Origin of the sequence: Fulvimarina uroteuthidis, from assembly GCF_034321785.1 — a bacterium.
GTDB classification, from domain to species: Bacteria; Pseudomonadota; Alphaproteobacteria; order Rhizobiales; family Rhizobiaceae; genus Fulvimarina; species Fulvimarina uroteuthidis.
Map to the genome: position 1 here is coordinate 1,012,396 of NZ_JAXLPB010000002.1, position 18,168 is coordinate 1,030,563.

At 65.3% G+C, this 18,168-nt stretch carries 12 protein-coding genes; 7 read left to right on the forward strand and 5 right to left on the reverse strand.

All coding sequences use genetic code 11. The features are described 5' to 3' along the window. Positions 1-119: 119 nt before the first annotated feature. The 4 genes from U0C82_RS09515 to U0C82_RS09530 are packed head-to-tail and all read left to right on the forward strand — an operon-like array spanning position 120 to position 3,282. Positions 120-1,040 carry a zinc-dependent alcohol dehydrogenase gene (locus tag U0C82_RS09515; protein WP_322186821.1) on the forward strand — a complete coding sequence of 307 codons (921 nt, stop codon included), beginning with the start codon at positions 120-122 and terminating at the stop codon, positions 1,038-1,040. A gap of 12 nt (positions 1,041-1,052) precedes the next feature. Continuing rightward, positions 1,053-1,451, forward strand: coding sequence for a 6-pyruvoyl trahydropterin synthase family protein (locus U0C82_RS09520; protein ID WP_322186822.1), 399 nt, complete (start codon positions 1,053-1,055; stop codon positions 1,449-1,451). Then, on the forward strand, positions 1,448-2,494 hold the full coding sequence (locus U0C82_RS09525) for a glycosyltransferase family 4 protein (RefSeq protein ID WP_322186823.1): 1,047 nt from the start codon (positions 1,448-1,450) through the stop codon (positions 2,492-2,494). The genes U0C82_RS09520 and U0C82_RS09525 overlap by 4 nt, the downstream gene beginning before the upstream one ends. After that, the gene (locus U0C82_RS09530; RefSeq protein WP_322186824.1) at positions 2,491-3,282 is read left to right on the forward strand and encodes a class I SAM-dependent methyltransferase; all 792 of its coding nucleotides are present in this window, start codon (positions 2,491-2,493) and stop codon (positions 3,280-3,282) included. The genes U0C82_RS09525 and U0C82_RS09530 overlap by 4 nt, the downstream gene beginning before the upstream one ends. A 22-nt stretch (positions 3,283-3,304) precedes the next feature. Here U0C82_RS09530 and U0C82_RS09535 read toward each other — a convergent pair whose 3' ends face one another. After that, positions 3,305-3,868 (reverse strand): cytochrome b, encoded by a 564-nt coding sequence (locus U0C82_RS09535; RefSeq protein WP_322186825.1) that lies wholly within the window; start codon positions 3,866-3,868, stop codon positions 3,305-3,307. A gap of 393 nt (positions 3,869-4,261) precedes the next feature. Between U0C82_RS09535 and U0C82_RS09540 the strand changes: the two genes are divergently transcribed. Together U0C82_RS09540 and U0C82_RS09545 are read left to right on the forward strand one after the other, a co-directional pair. Further along, a complete protein-coding gene (locus U0C82_RS09540) occupies positions 4,262-5,326 on the forward strand; it encodes an efflux RND transporter periplasmic adaptor subunit (RefSeq protein WP_322186826.1) in 1,065 nt (354 codons plus the stop codon). Further along, positions 5,326-8,397, forward strand: a complete 3,072-nt coding sequence (locus tag U0C82_RS09545) for an efflux RND transporter permease subunit (protein WP_322186827.1) — start codon at positions 5,326-5,328, stop codon at positions 8,395-8,397. Before U0C82_RS09540 ends, U0C82_RS09545 begins: the two co-directional genes overlap by 1 nt. A 48-nt stretch (positions 8,398-8,445) precedes the next feature. On the opposite strand, the gene U0C82_RS09550 is transcribed toward U0C82_RS09545, so the two are convergent. Further along, a complete protein-coding gene (locus U0C82_RS09550; RefSeq protein ID WP_322186828.1) occupies positions 8,446-9,798 on the reverse strand; it encodes an NAD(P)H-dependent oxidoreductase in 1,353 nt (450 codons plus the stop codon). 67 nt (positions 9,799-9,865) lie between these two features. After that, positions 9,866-12,262 (reverse strand): transketolase, encoded by a 2,397-nt coding sequence (locus tag U0C82_RS09555; protein WP_322186829.1) that lies wholly within the window; start codon positions 12,260-12,262, stop codon positions 9,866-9,868. A 799-nt stretch (positions 12,263-13,061) separates the two neighbouring features. Here U0C82_RS09555 and U0C82_RS09560 point away from each other — a divergent pair. Continuing rightward, positions 13,062-15,845 carry a M10 family metallopeptidase C-terminal domain-containing protein gene (locus tag U0C82_RS09560; RefSeq protein WP_322186830.1) on the forward strand — a complete coding sequence of 928 codons (2,784 nt, stop codon included), beginning with the start codon at positions 13,062-13,064 and terminating at the stop codon, positions 15,843-15,845. A 222-nt stretch (positions 15,846-16,067) separates the two neighbouring features. Here U0C82_RS09560 and U0C82_RS09565 read toward each other — a convergent pair whose 3' ends face one another. Together U0C82_RS09565 and U0C82_RS09570 are read right to left on the reverse strand one after the other, a co-directional pair. After that, positions 16,068-17,153 carry an ROK family transcriptional regulator gene (locus U0C82_RS09565; RefSeq protein ID WP_322186832.1) on the reverse strand — a complete coding sequence of 362 codons (1,086 nt, stop codon included), beginning with the start codon at positions 17,151-17,153 and terminating at the stop codon, positions 16,068-16,070. Between the two features lie 71 nt (positions 17,154-17,224). Continuing rightward, entirely contained in the window at positions 17,225-17,866 is a 642-nt protein-coding gene (locus U0C82_RS09570; protein ID WP_322186833.1) for an SGNH/GDSL hydrolase family protein, read from the reverse strand. Between the last annotated feature and the right edge of the window lie 302 nt (positions 17,867-18,168).

Genomic DNA, 18,168 nt, shown 5'->3' on the forward strand with positions numbered 1-18,168 from the left:
CGCCCTAGTTAGACGAGCCCGATCGTCGTTTCGATCTTCCTCGTCTGTCACGGGTTTCGCCTTTGCCTGATCCTCTCGCCATCCGCGCGCTCTGGCTTGAAGCGGCGCATCGACCAAGCATGCGCGAAGCCAGCCTCGCGCCGCCCTCGCGGGGTGAGGCGCTCGTCAGGTCCCGCTTCGGCGCGATCAGCCGAGGCACCGAGGCGCTGGTCGCCGCCGGCGAGGTGCCTGAGGCCGAGCGGGCCCGCATGCGCGCGCCTTTCCAGGAGGGAGATTTTCCCTTTCCCGTGAAATACGGCTATTCCGTCGCCGGCCACGTCGAGGACGGCCCGGAAGACTGGGTCGGACGGGCCGTCTTCTGCCTTCATCCGCACCAGGACAGGTTCACCGTTCCCCTCGAGGCACTTCGCGTGATCCCGGCCGATGTGCCCCCGGCGCGTGCGGTGCTCGCCGCCAACATGGAGACCGCGCTCAACATCGTGTGGGACGCAGGGATCCAGCCGGGCGACCGGATCGCCATCGTCGGGGCGGGCGTCGTCGGGCTTCTCACCGGCTATCTCGCGGCCGCGATTCCCGGAACGGAGGTCACGCTCGTCGATGTCGACCCGGCCCGCGCGGCGTGCGCCTCGCTGATCGGCGTACCGTTCGCACCCCCGGCGCGCGCGCCGGCCGATTGCGACACCGTCATCCACGCCTCGGGTTCGCCCGCCGGGCTGTCGACGGCGCTCGCCTGCGCCGGTTTCGAGGCGCGTGTCGTCGAGGCGAGCTGGTATGGCGACCGGGACGTGCCGGCGCCGCTCGGTCGTTCCTTCCATTCCCAGCGGCTCACCCTTCTCAGCAGCCAGGTCGGCCACGTTCCGCCGGGACGGCGCGCCCGCTGGAGCCATTCGCGACGGCTGGATCTGGCGCTCGCGCTGCTTGCCGATGCGCGGCTCGACGCCCTGATTTCGGGGGAAACGGGTTTTTCCGATCTTCCGGATGCCTACCTAGGGATCCTCCGGGATCGGCAGACCCTCTGCCATCGCATCGCCTACACATAAGGATTCATGCCCATGTTCGCCGTCGAAGTCACCGACCACATCATGATCGCCCATTCGCTCCCCCGGCCCGTTTTCGGTCCGGCGCAAGGGATGCACGGCGCGACGTTCACCGTCGATGCCGCCTTCTTCACCGACGATCTCGACGAGGATGGGCTGGGCGTCGATATGGGCGCCGCCATCACCATCCTCGCCGACGTCCTGAAGCCGCTCAACTACGGCAATCTCGACGAGAAGCCGGAATTTGCCGGCAAGATCACCACGACCGAGTTCCTGGCCCATCACATCTTCGGTCAGATCGCCGCCGCGATCGCCGAGGGGCGGATGGGCGCGGCGGGCGGGCGCGTGAAGCGGCTTCGCGTGCGCCTGCACGAATCGCATGTCGCGCGGGCCTGGTACGAGGCTGCGCTTTGACGCTGACGGTTCTCTTCGCCATTCCCGGAAACCTCAATGCCCGCACCGGAGGCTACGGCTACGACCGGGCCGTCATCGGGGCGCTCAGCGCGCTTGGCTGGACGGTCGGGCATCTGGCGCTTCCCGGGGGCTTTCCCGAGCCGTCGCATGCCGATCTCGCCGAGACCGCCGGGCTTCTCGAAGGGATCGAAGCCGGCAGCCTCGTCCTCGTCGACGGGCTCGCCTTTTCCGCAAGTCCCGAGATCTTCGAACCGCATGCGGGGCGACTTCGTCTCGTCGCGCTGATCCATCATCCCCTGGCCTACGAGACCGGGCTTTCGGATAAGCGGGCCGCCGAACTGATGGCGTTCGAGCGTCGCGCCCTGAGGCTCGCGCGCGCCGTCATCGTCACGAGCCCTGAAACCGGACGCGCGCTTGTCGCTTCCTTCGATGTGGACCGGGCACGGATCACCGTCGCCCTGCCGGGCACCGAGCGGCAGGCGCGCGCCGCGGCCGCCGGCGATCCGCCGATGATCCTGTCCATCGGCAGCCTCATTCCGCGAAAGGGTCACGATGTTCTGATCGAGGCCTTGGGCGGCATCACCGATCTCGACTGGCGTTGCCGGATCGTCGGCGATCCGGGGCGGGACGGGACCTGCGCGCGGCTGCTCGACCGGATGATCGTCGATCGCGGTCTGGGCGGGCGCGTCGTCCTGACCGGTGCCCTCGACGAGATCGGTTCCGAATATGCGAACGCCGATCTCTTCGCCCTTGCGACCCTCTACGAGGGCTACGGCATGGTGTTCGCCGAGGCGCTGGCGCACGGGCTTCCGATCGTCGGAACCCGGGCGGGGCCCGTCGCCGACCTCGTCCCCGAGGACGCCGGACTTCTCGTCGCGCCGGGCGATGCCAAGGCGCTTGAAGGCGCCTTGAGAACGATGCTCGCGGATTGCGGCCTGCGCAAGACGAAGGCCGATGGCGCGTGGCGGGCCGGCCGGAGCCTTCCGACCTGGGAGACGTCGGCGCGGCGCATCGCGGAAACCCTTTCGAAAGTTGCATCATGAGTGGATTCGAGGCCGGCTGGCTGTCCCTGCGCGAGCCCGCGGACCGGCGCGCCCGAAACGAGACCCTTCTTCTGGCCGCGTCCGGTTTCGTTTCCGGAAGAGACGGCGCCATCGTCGATCTGGGATGCGGCACCGGCTCCACCTTTCGCGCGCTCGATCCGGTCTGCGCCGGCGGCCAGTCCTGGGTCTTCGTCGACGACGATCCGCGACTTCTCGAACGGGCGCGCGAGCTTCAGCCGGCGGATGCGCGAAAGCGCATCGCGCTGCGCAGGGCCGATCTGTCGATGCTCGACGATGGCCTGTTCGAGGGCGCGTCCCTCGTGACGGCGTCGGCGCTGTTCGATCTCGTGTCGGAGCGGTTCATCGAGGCGTTCGCCCGGGCGATGCGAGACAGGGGTCTTGCGCTCTATTCGGCACTCAGCGTCGACGGGCGCATCGCCTGGGACAGCCCGCACGCGCTGGACGGCGCGGTGGTGGCCGCGTTCACGGCGGATCAGAGGCGCGACAAGGGGTTCGGCGAGGGTCTCGGCGCGGATGCCGCAATCGGGCTCGAACGCGCCTTCGAGGCCGAGGGCTACGCGGTGCGTTCGGCGAGGAGCGACTGGGTTCTCGGCCGCGGCGACGTGGCGCTGCAGGACGCCTTCCACGAAGGCTTCGCAGGTCCCGCGCAAGACCGGCTCGGCGAGGACGAGATCGCCGCCTGGCTGCGCCACCGCGCCGAGGCCGCCCGTGCCGGCAGCACGGTCCGCATCGGCCACCGGGACATGCTGGCGCTGCCGGCGCGATGAGCCGCCTGGAAACCGGCGAAGGTCAGGTCATCCGGTAGAGCGTCGTGTCCCGCCGGATCACGTGATGGTGCAGCACGCCCGCAATGTGCAGGAGAAACAGGACGAGGATCGTCCAGCCGAGCGTCTGGTGCACGGTCATGAAGATCACGGCGAGATCGTCGTTCTTGCCGACCGGGCTCCAGATCGGCAGGACGCCGAACAGCTTGAGCGGAAAGCCGAACGCGTTGGTGGCGAGAAAGCCGAAGATCGGCATGGCGATCAAGGCGGCGTAGAGCAGGCCATGCACCGTGTCGGCGATCCGTTCCTGCCAGACCGGCATGAGTTCGCGGTCCGGCGTTCCGCGCAGGAGCTTCAGGGCGAGCCGCGCGAGCATGATCCAGAGGACCAGGAAGCCGAAGGATTCGTGCAGCACGTAGAAGACCGTCTTGTGGTCCTCCGCGATGAAGGAGATCACCATGCCGAGCGGCCAGACGGCGAGGACGAGGACGGCGACGATCCAGTGGAAGATTCTCACGCCAGGCGCGTAGCGCGCCTTCTGGGGCAGGCCTTCCGCAACACCGGCCTCGTTGTATTGCGGCATGGTCATCGAAGTGCTCCCATTCTCGAAACTGCCGTGACGTGACCTTGGGAGTGTCGCCGCTCGCGGGGCGGGCGTCAACCGAAGCGCGTGCGGCGAGGGCCGCCAAGTCCCTGATCGACCGGCCGGATCCGCGCCGGCCTCGCGATCGCGACCGGCATCGGGACGCGTCGTGAAGGCGATCGGTTCCGGACCGGCAGGCAAGACCGCCGGGCTGGCTCCGCACGGCGCCATCGCAGTCGGTCCCGGACAGGCTCTCGCGGCCGATGCGGCGTCCCGCGCGTGCGTCATTTCGTTGCGCTCGCTTTGACATGACCGGTCTTCCGGGCACTTCTAGCCATGTGGTTGCGACAGGCGGAGTTTGATTTGGGGCGTGCTTTGACATGGCTGGGAGGCCTCATCTTGATCGCCTGTTTCGCTGCGGCGGGAGTCTGGGGCACGGACTATCTGACCGGGAGCGAGCCGGCATCGGACGCGGCGCGATCGCCGTCGGCGACGAGGGTCACCGTGGAAGCGCCCGAAACCCGCGAACTCGAAGACCGGTTTTCCGCCGTCGGAACGATCCTGCCGAACAGGTCCATCGACTTGCGCCCCCTGGCCGCGGGGCGGGTCGTCAACGCTCCGGCCACATCGGGCTCGCAGGTCGCCAAGGGCGATCTCATCTTCGAACTCGACGATCGGGTGGCCCGCGCCGAACTTGCGAACGCGCAGGCCAGCTTCGACGAGGCACGCCTGCAACTGCAGAGATTTCAGGAGCTTGAGGAGCGCAACGTCTCGGCGGCCGCGCAGATCCAGACGGCCCGTGCCGCGTTCCTTCGGGCCGAGGCCGCCCTGCAGCTCGCCAAAGCCAATCTTGCGGACCGGCGCCTGATCGCACCGTTCGACGGCGTCCTCGGAACCTTCGATCTGGATCCGGGTGAATATATCGAGCCCGCGACCATCGTCTCCACGCTCGCGGATCTGAGTTCGGTCGAGGCCGAGTTCGCCTTGCCGGAGCGCTATTTCGCCATGACCCGCGAGGGCCAGACCGTTCGGCTCGAAGCCTCGCCCTATCCCGATCGCGTCTTCGTCGGCGAAGTGGACTTCGTCTCGCCCGGCATCGAGCCGGCCTCCCGCAGCTTCGACGTCAGGGTGCTGATCGAGAACGCCGATCGCGCCCTTGCCGGCGGCATGTTCGTCGACGCGCAGCTCGTCTTCGACACCTACCGGGCCTTGACCGTTCGCGACGAGGCGGTCATCAGCGAAGGGTCGGCGAACTACGTCTATACGGCCGTCGGCGACGAAGCGCGGCGGACCGACGTCACGCTCGGATCGAGCCGGCAGGGGCGCACGGAGATCGTCGAGGGTCTCGACGAGAGCGCAAGGGTCGTCGTCACCGGCTGGGACACCCTGTCGGACGGCTCCCCCATCGAGATCGTCCCGATCGAGATCGCCGTCGAGGACGCTTCGGAAGAAGCGCGCCAGTGATGCTGTCCGAATTCAGCCTGCGCCGCCCCGTCTTCGCTTCGGTCATGTCCATCCTGATCGTCATTCTCGGCATTGCGGGCCTGTCGCGGATGCCGATCCGGGAACTGCCGGATATCGACGCGGCCGAGGTGACGGTCAGCGTCGATTATACGGGCGCAGGTCCTGGGGTCGTCGATGCGGAGGTCACGACGGTCATCGAAGGCGCCATCTCGACGGTTGCCGGCATCGATACGTTCACGACCGAGGCGGAACTGGGGGGCTCGCGGACGGTCATCACCTTCGAGCCGAGCCGCGACATCGATCAGGCGACGGCGGACATCAGGGCGGCGGTGCAGGCGATCGTCCCCGATCTGCCGGAGCCGGCGGACGAGCCCAAAGTGGAGAAGAACGACACGGAAGGCGATCCGATCATCCGCCTGACCCTGTCTAGCGATACGCTGTCGGCCAGCGAACTGACCGATTATGCGGAGCGCTTCGTCACGGCGCGGCTGGAGACGATCTCGGGCGTGGCGACCGCGCAGCTGTCGGGCGAACGGCTTTACGCCGTTCGGGTCTGGCTGAAACCCGACGCGATGGCCGCGCAAGGGGTGACCGTCGGCGATATCTCCGCGGCGCTGGAAGCGAACAATATCGAGCTGCCGGCGGGCCAGATCGAGACCGGATCGCGCAATTTTCTCCTGCGGACCGAAACACGGCTCGCATCGCTCGCGGAGTTCGAAAACCTCATCGTCGCAAGGCGGGACGGATTTCCGATCCGGCTCGGCGGACTGGCCGATATCGAGCTCGGCGTCGAATCGGACGACACGCTGTATCGCGCCAATGACGTGACCGCGATCGGGCTCGGCATCCTGCGCCAGTCGAGCGCCAACACGCTGACGATCTCTGAGGCCGTCGAGCGGTTCGTGGCCGATATCCGGGACGAACTTCCGGCCGGAACCACGCTCGAGATCACCAGCGACGATGCGCGCTTCATTCGCAATTCGATCGCCGAAGTGCTGCAGACCCTTGCCATCGCCGTCGCGGTCGTCGTCGGCGTCATCTTCGTCTTTCTGGCCTCGATCCGGGCAACGCTCGTTCCGGCCGTCACGATCCCCATCGCCCTCCTCGGCGCGTGCGCCGGCATCGCGTTCGCGGGCTTTTCGGTCAACATTCTCACGCTGTTCGCCCTGATCCTGGCGATCGGCCTGGTGGTCGACGACGCGATCGTCGTCCTCGAGAACATCGAGCGGCGGATCGAGGGCGGGGACGAGCCGCGCAAGGCGGCGTCCGAGGGCGCACGGGAAGTGTTCTTCGCCGTCATGGCGACGTCGGCGACCCTCATCGCGGTGTTTTTGCCGCTGTCCTTCCTCGAGGGCGAGATCGGCCGCCTGTTCACCGAGTTCGGAATGACCCTTGCCATTGCTGTGGCGGTCTCGACCTTCGTCGCCCTGACGCTCTGCCCGGTGCTGTGCGCGAAACTCCTGCGCAAGGGCAAGGCACGAAACGCGCTGGCCAGGGGGGTGGACGGGGCGACGCGGTGGATGACCTCCGTCTATCGCACGCTCCTGACCCTTGCCCTCGGCAAGCCGCTGCCTGTCCTGGCGATCGCCGCGCTTCTCAGCGGAATGTCCTGGAGCCTGTATCAGAGCCTGCCCTCCGAGCTGACGCCGCAGGAGGATCGCGGCGTGTTCTTCGTCAGCGTGAACGGTTCGGCCGGTGCGGGTCTCGATTCGACGGACGTCGTCGTCGAACGGATCGAGGCGCTGATCGAGCCTTACCGTGAGAGCGGGGCCGTCGAGAACGTGATCTCGACCGTCGGCCAGTATGGCGAGGCCGGACGGGCGTTCGTCGTCGCCGTCATGGCGCCCTGGGAGGATCGCACCGTCACGCCGCGCGAGATCGTCTCGCTATTGAGAGAGGATCTGTCGGACATCACCCTTGCCGACGTCCGGGCTTTCGCGCCTTCAGGGCTTGGCGCCGGCGGCGGCGGCACGCCGTTCGAGGCGGTGGTGACGGCGCCGAGTTTCGACCTCGTCGCACGCTATTCGCAGGCGCTCGTGGACCGGTTGCGGCAGCGGACGGAGATCGTCGATGTCCGTCGCGATTACGAGGTGAACACGCCGGGCTTCGATATCGGGATCGACCGCGAACGGGCGCGGGAACTCGGCATTTCCGCCCGTGCGGTCGCCGAGACCGTGCGGGCCTTCTTCGCATCGGCCGAAGTCACCGAATATATCGAGCGCGACCGCCAATATCCCGTCATCCTGCAGGCGCCCGAAGAGCTTCGCAACACGGTGGCCGATCTTCGCGGACTGAACATCCGGACGGATGCGGGCGATCTCGTCCCGCTGGATGGCCTCGTCGAGGTGACGCGCCGCGCGTCCGTGCGGGCCTACAATCGCTACGACCGCCAACCCTCCGTCGAAATCTCCGCGGGCCTTGCGGACGGGACGGATCTCCAGACGGCGATCGCGATCACGGACGAGATCGCCGAAGAGCTTCCCGCCCAGATGGGACTTTCCTGGACCGGACAGGCCAGGCAGTTTCAGGAAACGTCCGGCGGGCTTCTGACGACGTTCGGGCTTGCCCTGCTGATCGTCTACCTGGTCCTTGCCGCCCAGTTCGAGAGCTTCGTGCAGCCGATCGTGATCCTCCTCTCCGTGCCCCTGGCGGTGGCCGGTGCGCTGGCCACGCTTTTTGCCCTCGGCGAGGCGATCAACGTCTATTCCCAGGTCGGCATGGTGATGCTGATCGGGCTGATGGCCAAGAACGGCATCCTGATCGTCGAATTCGCGAACCAGCTGCGGAGCCGCGGGCTTTCGGTCCGGGACGCGGTGAGCGAGGCGGCGGCCGTGCGGCTGCGGCCGATCCTGATGACGGTTCTCTCCACCGTGCTCGGCGCCGTTCCCCTGGTTCTGTCGAGCGGCGCGGGCGCCGAGAGCCGCCTGTCGATCGGCCTCATCATCATCGGCGGATATCTCGTCGCCTCCGTCCTGACGCTGTTTCTGACCCCGGTTCTCTACGATCTCCTTCAGGTCGACCAACCGGAAGAAGGCGCCGACGCGCCGGTCGGGGCCGGCACGGTCGCCTGACGGCGACATCGTCCGGGGCCGCCCGCCGGCGCGTCGGGGAGACCGGACCTATCGGAAGCTGTCCTCCATGGCCCGGCGGACCGCGACCGCCTGGTCGTCGGGCGCGTCGACATCGTCCCAGGTGAGAACCTGGCCTTCGGGAACGGCGCGCTTCACGGCCATGGCGTGGGCAAGCCCAATCGGGAGAGAGCGTGCGGCGAGCGAATCCTCGGCGCGCGCGATGCGGCCCCAGACGGTGAAACCGCCTTCCCCGTCCAGCACGTCGCCGGGCTTCAGGGCCTTTTTCGACACCGCGACCACGTCTGAGACGAACCCGTTGGTCCGCCCGGTCGGCTCGCCGCGAAGCGCGGCGCTCGCCACCGAGATCGGCAGTTCGAGGCCGATGAGATGGGACGGCCGGAAGAGCGTCGCATAGCGGCCCGAACTGTCGGTCACCACCTGATATTCGCGGAAGCAACGGCGCACGTAGTCGGCGCCACGCCCGCTCTCCTCCATCGCCTCGAAGGTGACGTAGACGCCCCATCGCAGGTCGCCGACCACGTGGCGGCCGTCGCGCTCGACGCTGGAGACGCATTCCACCATGCCGGCTTCGTCGAGCATGCCACCGACCGCCTTCGGCTTCAGCACCTCGGCGAGATCGTGGGTGCCGGCGGGCGGGAACCTGAGCCCGTCCTTGGGCGAAAGCAGCCCCGACGCGTTGGAGATCGCCGCCATCTCCAGCGCCGACTTGGTGCCGTCGAGAAACGAGTTGAACATTTGCGGATTCATGCCGCCCGCCCGCGCCGCCTCCGGCGTCAGCCCGTAATGGTCCCAGACGGTGTCGGGAGTCGAGCTTGCATAGTGCGGCAGGTACTTCGTGCCCTTGCCCGCCGCCACCACCTTGAAGCCGCAGGTTCTGGCCCAGTCGATCATCTCGCAGACGAGCGCCGGCTGGTCGCCGTAGGCCATGGAATAGACGAGGCCGGCCCTGTCGAATTCCGTGACGAGAAAAGGTCCGGCCAGGACGTCGGCCTCGACGTTCACCATGACGATGTGGCGTCCTTCGGCCGCGCACAGAAGCGCGTGACGGATGCCCGCGGCGGGGCTGCCCGTCGCATCGATCACGACATCCATGCCGGACGCGCGAATGAGCGCGTCGGAATCCTCCGTGATGCAGGTGCGCCCGGAGGACAGTGCATCCGGAAAGCTGCTCGTCGTCGCGGCCTGCGCGTCCCATCCGGTGTTGGCGAGCGCCTCCCTTGCGCGCGCGGCCGACAGGTCGGCGATCGCGTAGAGATGCATGCCGGGAATATGGCGCACCTGCGCCAGGAACATCGAGCCGAACTTGCCCGATCCGATCAGGCCGACGCGGATCGGATTGCCGGCATCCTCGCGGGCCTTGAGCTTGGTGTAGAGATTCATGTCGTCCTCCCAGACGTCCTCGTTGGCAGTCGCCGCGCTGAATGCCGGCCCATGCGCCGTTTCAGTTTCAGTCCGCAGGCGCCGTCCCGCGGACGCTGTGCCGGATCGCCTTGCCGTGGGTCAAGCCTTCCACGGCCCTGACGATGGCGTCGGCGTCGATCCCGAAATGGGCGTAGAGATCGCCGATCGTCCCGGTCTGGCCGAAATGTTCCACCCCGAGCGGGATCGTCCGGTGGCCGGCGACCGAGCCGAGCCAGGAGAGGGTGGAGGGATGGCCGTCGATCACCGTCACCATGCGGCATTCGCGCGGCAGCGGCGCTACGAGCTGTTCCACGTGGGCGATGGCCTGCCGGTTGCCGCGCGAGCGCACGCGCTGGGCCGCGAGCCAGCCCGCGTTCAGCCGGTCGGCAGAGGTGACGGCGAGGACGCCGATGTCGCGGCGGGCATCGCCCAGCAGGCCGGCCGCGCGGATCGCCTCCGGCGCGACCGCCCCCTGATAGGCGATGACGACCTCGCAATTGGGTCCCGGCTTCTTCAGCCAGTAGGCGCCGTCGATCGCGCCCTGGCGAAACGCGTCGTCGGCCCGCGTGCCCGGCTGCTCGACCGGGTTCGTGGAAAGCCGCAGATAGACCGAGCCGCCGGTCTCGTCGCGCAGCCACGTGCGCTCGTCGAGATCGTCCTTGCCGCTACGCTGCAGATAGCCGAACGCCCATTCCATGATGACGGCGAGCTCGTCGGCGAATGCCGGCTCGAACGCCGAGAGCCCGTCCTGGCTCATGCCGATGAGCGGCGTGCCGATCGACTGGTGCGCGCCCCCTTCGGGGGCCAGCGTCACACCGGAGGGCGTGCCGACGATCATGAATCGGGCATCCTGGTAGCAGGCATAGTTGAGCGCATCGAGCCCGCGATTGACGAACGGATCGTAGACGGTGCCGATCGGGATCAGCCGCTTGCCGAATAGCGAATGGGCAAGCCCCGCAGCGCCGAGGCACAGGAAGAGGTTCATCTCGGCTATGCCGAGCTCGATATGCTGGCCTTGGGGGGCGAACTCCCATTTGGCGGTCGAGGGTATCTTGTGCTCGATGAAGGCGTCGGCCTGGTCGGCCCGGGCAAACAGCTTGCGCCGGTTCACCCAGGGCCCGAGGCTCGTCGTTCCCGTCACGTCCGGCGACATGGTCACGATGCGGCTGGCGAGATCGCTGTCCCCCTTGGCCAGATCGTCGAGGATCTTGCCGAACGCCATTTGGGACGAGATCACCCTGTCGCGCGGCGCGGTCACGGCGGGGACGGCGATCGGGGCATCGTCGAACCGGCGCCGGCCCTGCGCGAAGAAGGCGACCGTCTCAAGGAACGTCTTCAGTTCCGCCACGTCCGCGACGGTCGCGAACGGCTCCCACTCCTGCCCTTCGCCCACCCCCATATGCGCCTGCCAGTCGGCGAACTGCGCCTTGGTCATGAGCCCGCCATGATTGTCCTTGTGGCCGGCGATCGGCGTGCCCCAGCCCTTGATCGTGTAGGCGAGGAAGCAGGTCGGACGGTCATGGTCGATGTTTGCGAACGTCTTGGCCATGGTCGAGACGCAGTTGCCGCCGAGATTCTCCATGAGATCGGCAAGCTCCTGGTCGCTGCGGCGCCCGATCAGCGCCGAGACGTCGCCCTGGTCGCCGAGATCGTTCATCAGCCGTTCGCGCCAGACCGAACCGCCGCGAAACGTCAGGGCGGCATATTCCTGGTTGGAGCAGGCGTCGATCCAGTCGCGCAGCTTCCCGCCCCCCGGCTCGGCGAACGCCGCCGTCTGCAGGGCGCCGTACTTGATCCGCACCACGTCCCAGCCGAACACGGCGAAGATCTTCTCGATCCGCCCGAACAGACCCTCGCGCACGATGCCGTCGAGGGACTGGCGGTTGTAGTCGATGATCCACCAGCAATTGCGCAGATCGTTCTTCCAGCCCTCCTGCAGGGCCTCGTAGACATTGCCTTCGTCGAGTTCGGCATCGCCGACGAGCGCCACCATGCGCCCGAGCGGGGCCTCCGCCCCCCAGTTCTTGGCCCTGATATAGTCCTGGACGATCGAGGCGAAGCTCGTGATGGCGACGCCGAGGCCGACGGATCCGGTGGAGAAGTCCACGTCGTCCGTGTCCTTGGTCCGGCTCGGATAGCTCTGGGCGCCCCCGAGACCGCGGAACGCCTCGAGCTTTTCGCGGGTCTGGTTGCCCATCAGATATTGCATCGCGTGGAAGACCGGCGAGGCATGGGGCTTCACGGCGACACGGTCCTCGGACCGCAACGCCGAGAAATAGAGCGCGGTGATGATCGACACCATGGATGCACAGGACGCCTGGTGCCCGCCCACCTTGATGCCGTCGACCTTCGGGCGGACATGGTTGGCATGGTGGATCATCCAGTGGGACAGCCAGAGGAGCCGGCCCTCGATGGTTTTCAAATGCTTGTTCTCGTCCGTCATGAGCCCCTCCCTGCGGCCGTCGGTCATGCTGCGATCATAGGCGACCTGCGGCGAAGGTCACCCCTCCCGGCCGCATCGCGACCGCGTTCACGGCACAGTGCGCGCGGTCCCGTCGCGCGCACGCCTCAGATCGTCCTGCTGTCCCATCCGGCCGCCCGTCGGCGCGGGCCAGACGCTATCTGCCCGCCTTCGGCTATCGAGTGGGCAAGCGAGATCCCGCGCTTCGCGGCGCGGCATCGGCCCGCGACGTCGCACCGGAAGCATGCGGCCATCGTCGATGCCATCGTCGAAGGCGATGGCGACGTGGCGGGACGTGCCATGCGCCAGCCTATCATGCGCCTCAGACGATCCGTCGACGCCCCGGATGCCGATCCCGGGATCTGGTCCTGAAGACCGCGGCGGTTCTAATGGTGACACCGCGCGTACCGCGCATTCCGTTCCCGCAAACCCGTCCGCGCCGACAGGCCCGCCCATCGCGCCGGAAACGACGTCCCGCAAGGCGCCCGGCCGGCGGTCGCCACGGGACCGGGTTCGCTTAAGGGTTCATTCATCTCAAGGGGCATTGAAGAAGGGCGGATCGCTATCGGGGATAGTGCGGCCACGCGCTTTCGAATAAGCTGATACCCGTTGGAGCGTATAACCAAGAGTTCCGTCTTCGATATCAAACAATAACGGGAATGCTGACAGACGCGATGGCGCGCTGCGACAGGCTTTCGCAAGCTTGTCCGGCGTCTTGGCAACTGAAGCTCATGATCATCCGGCATTATCTCCTCTTCACTTATCGCGGGCACGCACGCACATGACCAATCATACAGTTTTAAACATCACGGGCTGCTCATGTCCCGCTTGCGCACAGGGGCCGTCCGATCCGGAACAGGCCGGGATGGAGCGGGCCGGCCTTGCGACGGCGGGGGCCCGATCGACCTCGGCCACGCTCGGCGACATGGCGGACTATCTGCGCACCGGGTTTTGGGGTGAGACCGGTTTCCAGCACAATCTCGGTTCGACCGGCATCGATCCGAACAATGGCGTGCTCCACTACAATGTGACCGGAACGGGGGGAGCCCTCGGTTACAGCGGTCTCGGCGACGCCAATGGCGTGACCAGTGCCAGAGCCGGATTGATACGCGATGCGTTCGATCTGTACTCGGCCGTGTTGGGGATCGAATTCGTCGAAACGACCGATACGTCGAAAGACGTCGTCGACTTCTTCTTCACCGACAATGAGAGAGGCGCCTTCGCCAGCACGATGCTGTTCGACGACGGGACGGCTCACTATTCCCACATCAATGTCGAAAGGAAATGGTCCAACGGAACGTCGACTTACGACGACTATACGTTGCAGACGATCCTTCACGAGATCGGTCACGGACTGGGGCTCGGCCATCAGGGCAAATACAATGGCAGCGGCAGCTACAAGTCCGATGCGCGGTTCGCCATCGACAGCTGGCAAGCGACGATGATGTCCTATTTCTCGCAGACCGAGAATACGGCCGTCAAAGCTGACAACGCCTACCTGCAGACGCCGATGGCGGTGGACTGGATCGCGCTGAACGACATTTACGGGCAATATGGCTACGGCACGTCCAACGCCTTTCTCGGCGACACCATCTACGGCTTCGATACGAACATCACGTCCGATGTCAGCCAGATCTGGAACCGTTTCTCGGACTACGCCCACCGAACCGCCTCGACGATCATCGACGGCGGCGGCATCGATATGCTCGATTTGAGCGGCTACAGTGCGACCCAGAAGATCGATCTCACCGTGCAGACCGATGATCAGAGGAGCCAGAACACGTCCGATATCGGTGGGCGTATCGGCAATCTGACCCTGGGCGTGGGCACGGTCATCGAGCATGTCAGAGGCGGATCCGGAAACGATACCATCATCGGCAACGCGGCTGACAATGTTCTCATCGGCGGCGCCGGTGACGATGTTCTGAATGGCAAGGCGGGCAACGACACCTTCCACGGAGGCGCCGGCCGGGACACCGTCGTTTACGACGACAGCTTCTCGTCCTTCGCGTTCTCGATGATCGATGGGGCGCTCGAAGTCATCGGCGATGGGATCGATTTCGTCTACGACACGATCGAGTCCCTCACCTTCACCGACAAGACCGTTTCCTTCGACGAGGTGGTCGCGCTCACCTTGCACAAAGGTCAGCTGATCGTGTCGACGGACGACAGGACGGTCGCCGCACCCGTCAAGACCTATGCTGGCTATCAGGACCAGGGCGACACGATCGTCACGGCGGACTCGACCGGCGTCGAATTGCGCAACAATGCGTGGAAGTCGATCGATCTTAATGTCGAAATCACCAAGGACACGATTCTGTCGTTCGATTTCCGCAGCGACGTCGTCGGCGAGATCCATGGGATCGGCTTCGACAAGGACGACGCTCAGTCGACGCACTGGATGTTCCAGCTGGCCGGGAACGAGACGTCGGGGATCCAGAACTACAGGGGCGACTATGTCGATGGCGCGGGCGTGCGCCACTACGAGATCGCGGTCGGCGAATATTTCACCGGCGACTTTTCCAAGCTCGTTCTCGTCATGGACGACGACAAGAAGGTCGGTGCCAATTCGATCTTCGAGAACATCTCGATCACCCAGGCACCGCAAGGGCGACATCTGGACGTGTCCATGGGCACGGAAACGGTCGCCGCATCCGTCAAGACCTATGGCGGCTATCAGGACCAGGGCCACACTGTCCTGACATCGGACTCGACCGGCATCGAATTGCGCAACAATGCGTGGAAGTCGATCGATCTCGATGTCGAAATCACCAAGGACACGATCCTGTCGTTCGATTTCCGCAGCGACGTCGCCGGCGAGATCCATGGGATCGGCTTCGACAAGGACGATGCTCAGTCGACGCACTGGATGTTCCAGCTGGCCGGGAACGAGACGTCGGGGATCCAGAACTACAGGGGCGACTATGTCGATGGCGCGGGCGTGCGCCACTACGAGATCGCGGTCGGCGAATATTTCACCGGCGACTTTTCCAAGCTCGTTCTCGTCATGGACGACGACAAGATGGTCGGTGCCAATTCGATCTTCGAGAACATCTCGATCACCCAGGCACCGCAAGGGCGACATCTGGACGTGTCCATGGGCACGGAAACGGTCGCCGCATCCGTCAAGACCTATGGCGGCTATCAGGACCAGGGCCACACTGTCCTGACATCGGACTCGACCGGCATCGAATTGCGCAACAATGCGTGGAAGTCGATCGATCTCGATGTCGAGGTCACCAAGGACACGATCCTGTCGTTCGATTTCCGCAGCGACGTCGCCGGCGAGGTCCATGGGATCGGCTTCGACAACGACGACGCCCTGTCGACGCACTGGATGTTCCAGCTGGCCGGGAACCAGACATCGGGGATCCAGAACTACAGGGGCGACTATGTCGATGGCGCGGGCGTGCGCCACTACGAGATCGCCGTCGGCGAATATTTCACGGGTGACTTTTCCAAGCTCGTTCTCGTCATGGACGACGACAAGATGGTCGGTGCCAATTCGATCTTCGAGAACATCTCGATCACCCAGGCACCGCAATTCGAATTGGAATTGATGTAGGATCGTTCGAATGGAGGGTGACGGCCCAGGCGGCTTTTCACCCTCCCCATGCCACAGACTTCGGCGCCGGGCCGCAATGATGAAGGTGGCGGCCCGGATCTTTCCGTTCACGGCGCGGTCCGGTAACCGATCGTCGATCTGACAAGGCTGCTCGGCGAGATGTTTCCGGCGCTCATGGATGAGCCCGGCCGGCATGTCTTTCCAGGACCGGTCTGCCGGGACCTATCTCTGTTCCACCATGAAGCGCGAACTGAGCGGCAGGCTTGCCGCACCGGCGGCTTTGGGGGAAGGAAACAGCGTGCCGGCCACGGCGGCGAACCCGCTCGCCTCGGTGAACCGGTTGCAAATGTCCCGGCATACGGCTTGCGGCGCATATGATGACAGCACCACCGTGTCGAATTCGAGGAACTGACTGAGGTTCGTGACGCAATCGCGCATCTGTTCGATGATCCGATTTTCCCACGGCCCGACCAGATCGCCATATGCCTCCCAGTCGCCAGACCTTTCCCAGAGCGGATCGAGCGGCCGGTCGTGCCGTTTGAGCTCGGTTTCCAGCGCATCGATCCCACAATCGAAGCTGAGTGGCGAGTTGCCCTTGTAGATCTGGTGATTGAGGACCAACCTGCCGTGCAGCTGGGCGCCCAGATAGAAGAACATGTAGTCGGCTAAAGGCTTGGCGGCGCCGAACAGACTCTCCCCGCTCGCTGCTGCGGTGATATCGTTCTGGACGAACACCGAGATCCCGAGCTTCTCCTCGATTTCCGATTGCAGCGCCTTGAACGAGGCGTCCTCGTCGCGGCCATCGGAAACATCGTGCGAAAGGGCGAGCCCCACACCCGCCAGTCGCTCGCGGGCATCCTTCGGCAACATCTCGACTGCGGTGCGGATCGTCTCGAGAAATTCCGTGTGATTGCTGCCCGGTTCGACTTCCGGATTGGCCAGACGGGTATGGAAGCGGACAGCGCCCACGAAATCGATCAGCACGAGATCGGTGTGCAGACGACCGACACTTATGCCCACCGAAAAGGCACCTTCGGGATTGAGGGCAATCGGGACGGTCGGCGGTCCCATGCGCCCTTTCTGGGCTTCGCCCTTGGCGACGAGGCCTTCCTGCTCCAGCGAGCGCACGAGCACCGAGACGGTCTGGGCTGAAAGGCCGGTGCGTTCACCGATTTCCAGCCTCGTGGTCGCTTCCTTCTGCAACAGGAGGGACAAGACCAGCCGCTCGTTATAGCTGCGGACGCTGATCGAGTTGAGTCCGGTTGCCCGTTCGGCAATCCGCAAGGGATTGGGCGGCGCAAAGCGCATGTCAGGCATGGTTCACCCCTTCAAGCCCGGAAAAAGGGGGCAAGCCACCAGAATCGAGGCGAAACGGTTCATCACTTCCACCCGATTGCCTCGACTTCTCCAGCCAGCGCAAGACCAAGCGACCTGTGAGCCTCGTCATCGATGTGAAAGCCATCGAGCGCGTTGCAGGCGCAGACCGATCCGGCATCGAAAAAATGGACTTCGAGCGAATCTGCGATGATCTCGAACTGCAGGGCCAGTTCATGCGATTTCGCCTGGGCGCCCTTGAAGATCGATTCCCATTCCTTGATGTCGTCAAGCATGGGCGGCGGCGCGACCACCATCACCTCGGGCACCTTGCCGAAGGGGCCGGGTGCCAGATCGCGAATGTCGTGGATCAGGCAGCCGATGCCCATCGCCACTTCGGAGGCAGGCTGGCCGAGCCTGACCTTGAGATCGTTCGTGCCGAGCATGATGATGACGAGATCGAGGGGAGCATGGCTCATCAGGCAGGGGCGCAGATATGTGCGGCCATTCTTGAGGTCGCCTTCGATCGGATCGTTGTGAACGGTCGTGCGGCCACTCAACCCTTCTTCGATAACATGCCAACCCGAACCCAGAGCGCGCTGCAATACGCCAGGCCAACGCTCCGACAAGCCATAGCGATCGAGCGGAGATCCTCCGGGCACCTGCCCGTAAGTGTTTGAATCTCCGAAGCACAACACTGTTCTCATCGTGCGTGCACCTCCCTCGTCGCCCCGCTGCGCGCGGCGCCCGTGACCGTTTCGTCTTCTCGCCTCGACGTCGACACATGCCACCGGGAACCGCTCGAACGCAAGGCTCGTCCATATTCATTCACTCTGAATAAGTGTTGACTTGGCATTTTGGCTGTGCTTGTGAATTGGCTGGGAGGAGGATCCCAGACAGCTTTTTTCCCGCCTGCCGGCACTGGCGGGTGGAGCGAGACATCGTCTCGCGGGAGCGGGCCACGCTTTCCGGAATCCGTGATGTCGGGTTTTGGCAATGCCGATGCCGG

Bases quoted from the DNA above. Each gene is read 5' to 3' on its own strand.
- U0C82_RS09545 (WP_322186827.1), top strand. From the start codon at position 5,326: ATGCTGTCCGAATTCAGCCTGCGCCGCCCCGTCTTCGCTTCGGTCATG.
- U0C82_RS09535 (WP_322186825.1), bottom strand. From the start codon at position 3,868: ATGACCATGCCGCAATACAACGAGGCCGGTGTTGCGGAAGGCCTGCCC.
- U0C82_RS09515 (WP_322186821.1), top strand. From the start codon at position 120: ATGCGCGAAGCCAGCCTCGCGCCGCCCTCGCGGGGTGAGGCGCTCGTC.
- U0C82_RS09560 (WP_322186830.1), top strand. From the start codon at position 13,062: ATGACCAATCATACAGTTTTAAACATCACGGGCTGCTCATGTCCCGCT.
- U0C82_RS09520 (WP_322186822.1), top strand. From the start codon at position 1,053: ATGTTCGCCGTCGAAGTCACCGACCACATCATGATCGCCCATTCGCTC.
- U0C82_RS09570 (WP_322186833.1), bottom strand. From the start codon at position 17,866: ATGAGAACAGTGTTGTGCTTCGGAGATTCAAACACTTACGGGCAGGTG.
- U0C82_RS09555 (WP_322186829.1), bottom strand. From the start codon at position 12,262: ATGACGGACGAGAACAAGCATTTGAAAACCATCGAGGGCCGGCTCCTC.
- U0C82_RS09530 (WP_322186824.1), top strand. From the start codon at position 2,491: ATGAGTGGATTCGAGGCCGGCTGGCTGTCCCTGCGCGAGCCCGCGGAC.
- U0C82_RS09550 (WP_322186828.1), bottom strand. From the start codon at position 9,798: ATGAATCTCTACACCAAGCTCAAGGCCCGCGAGGATGCCGGCAATCCG.
- U0C82_RS09565 (WP_322186832.1), bottom strand. From the start codon at position 17,153: ATGCGCTTTGCGCCGCCCAATCCCTTGCGGATTGCCGAACGGGCAACC.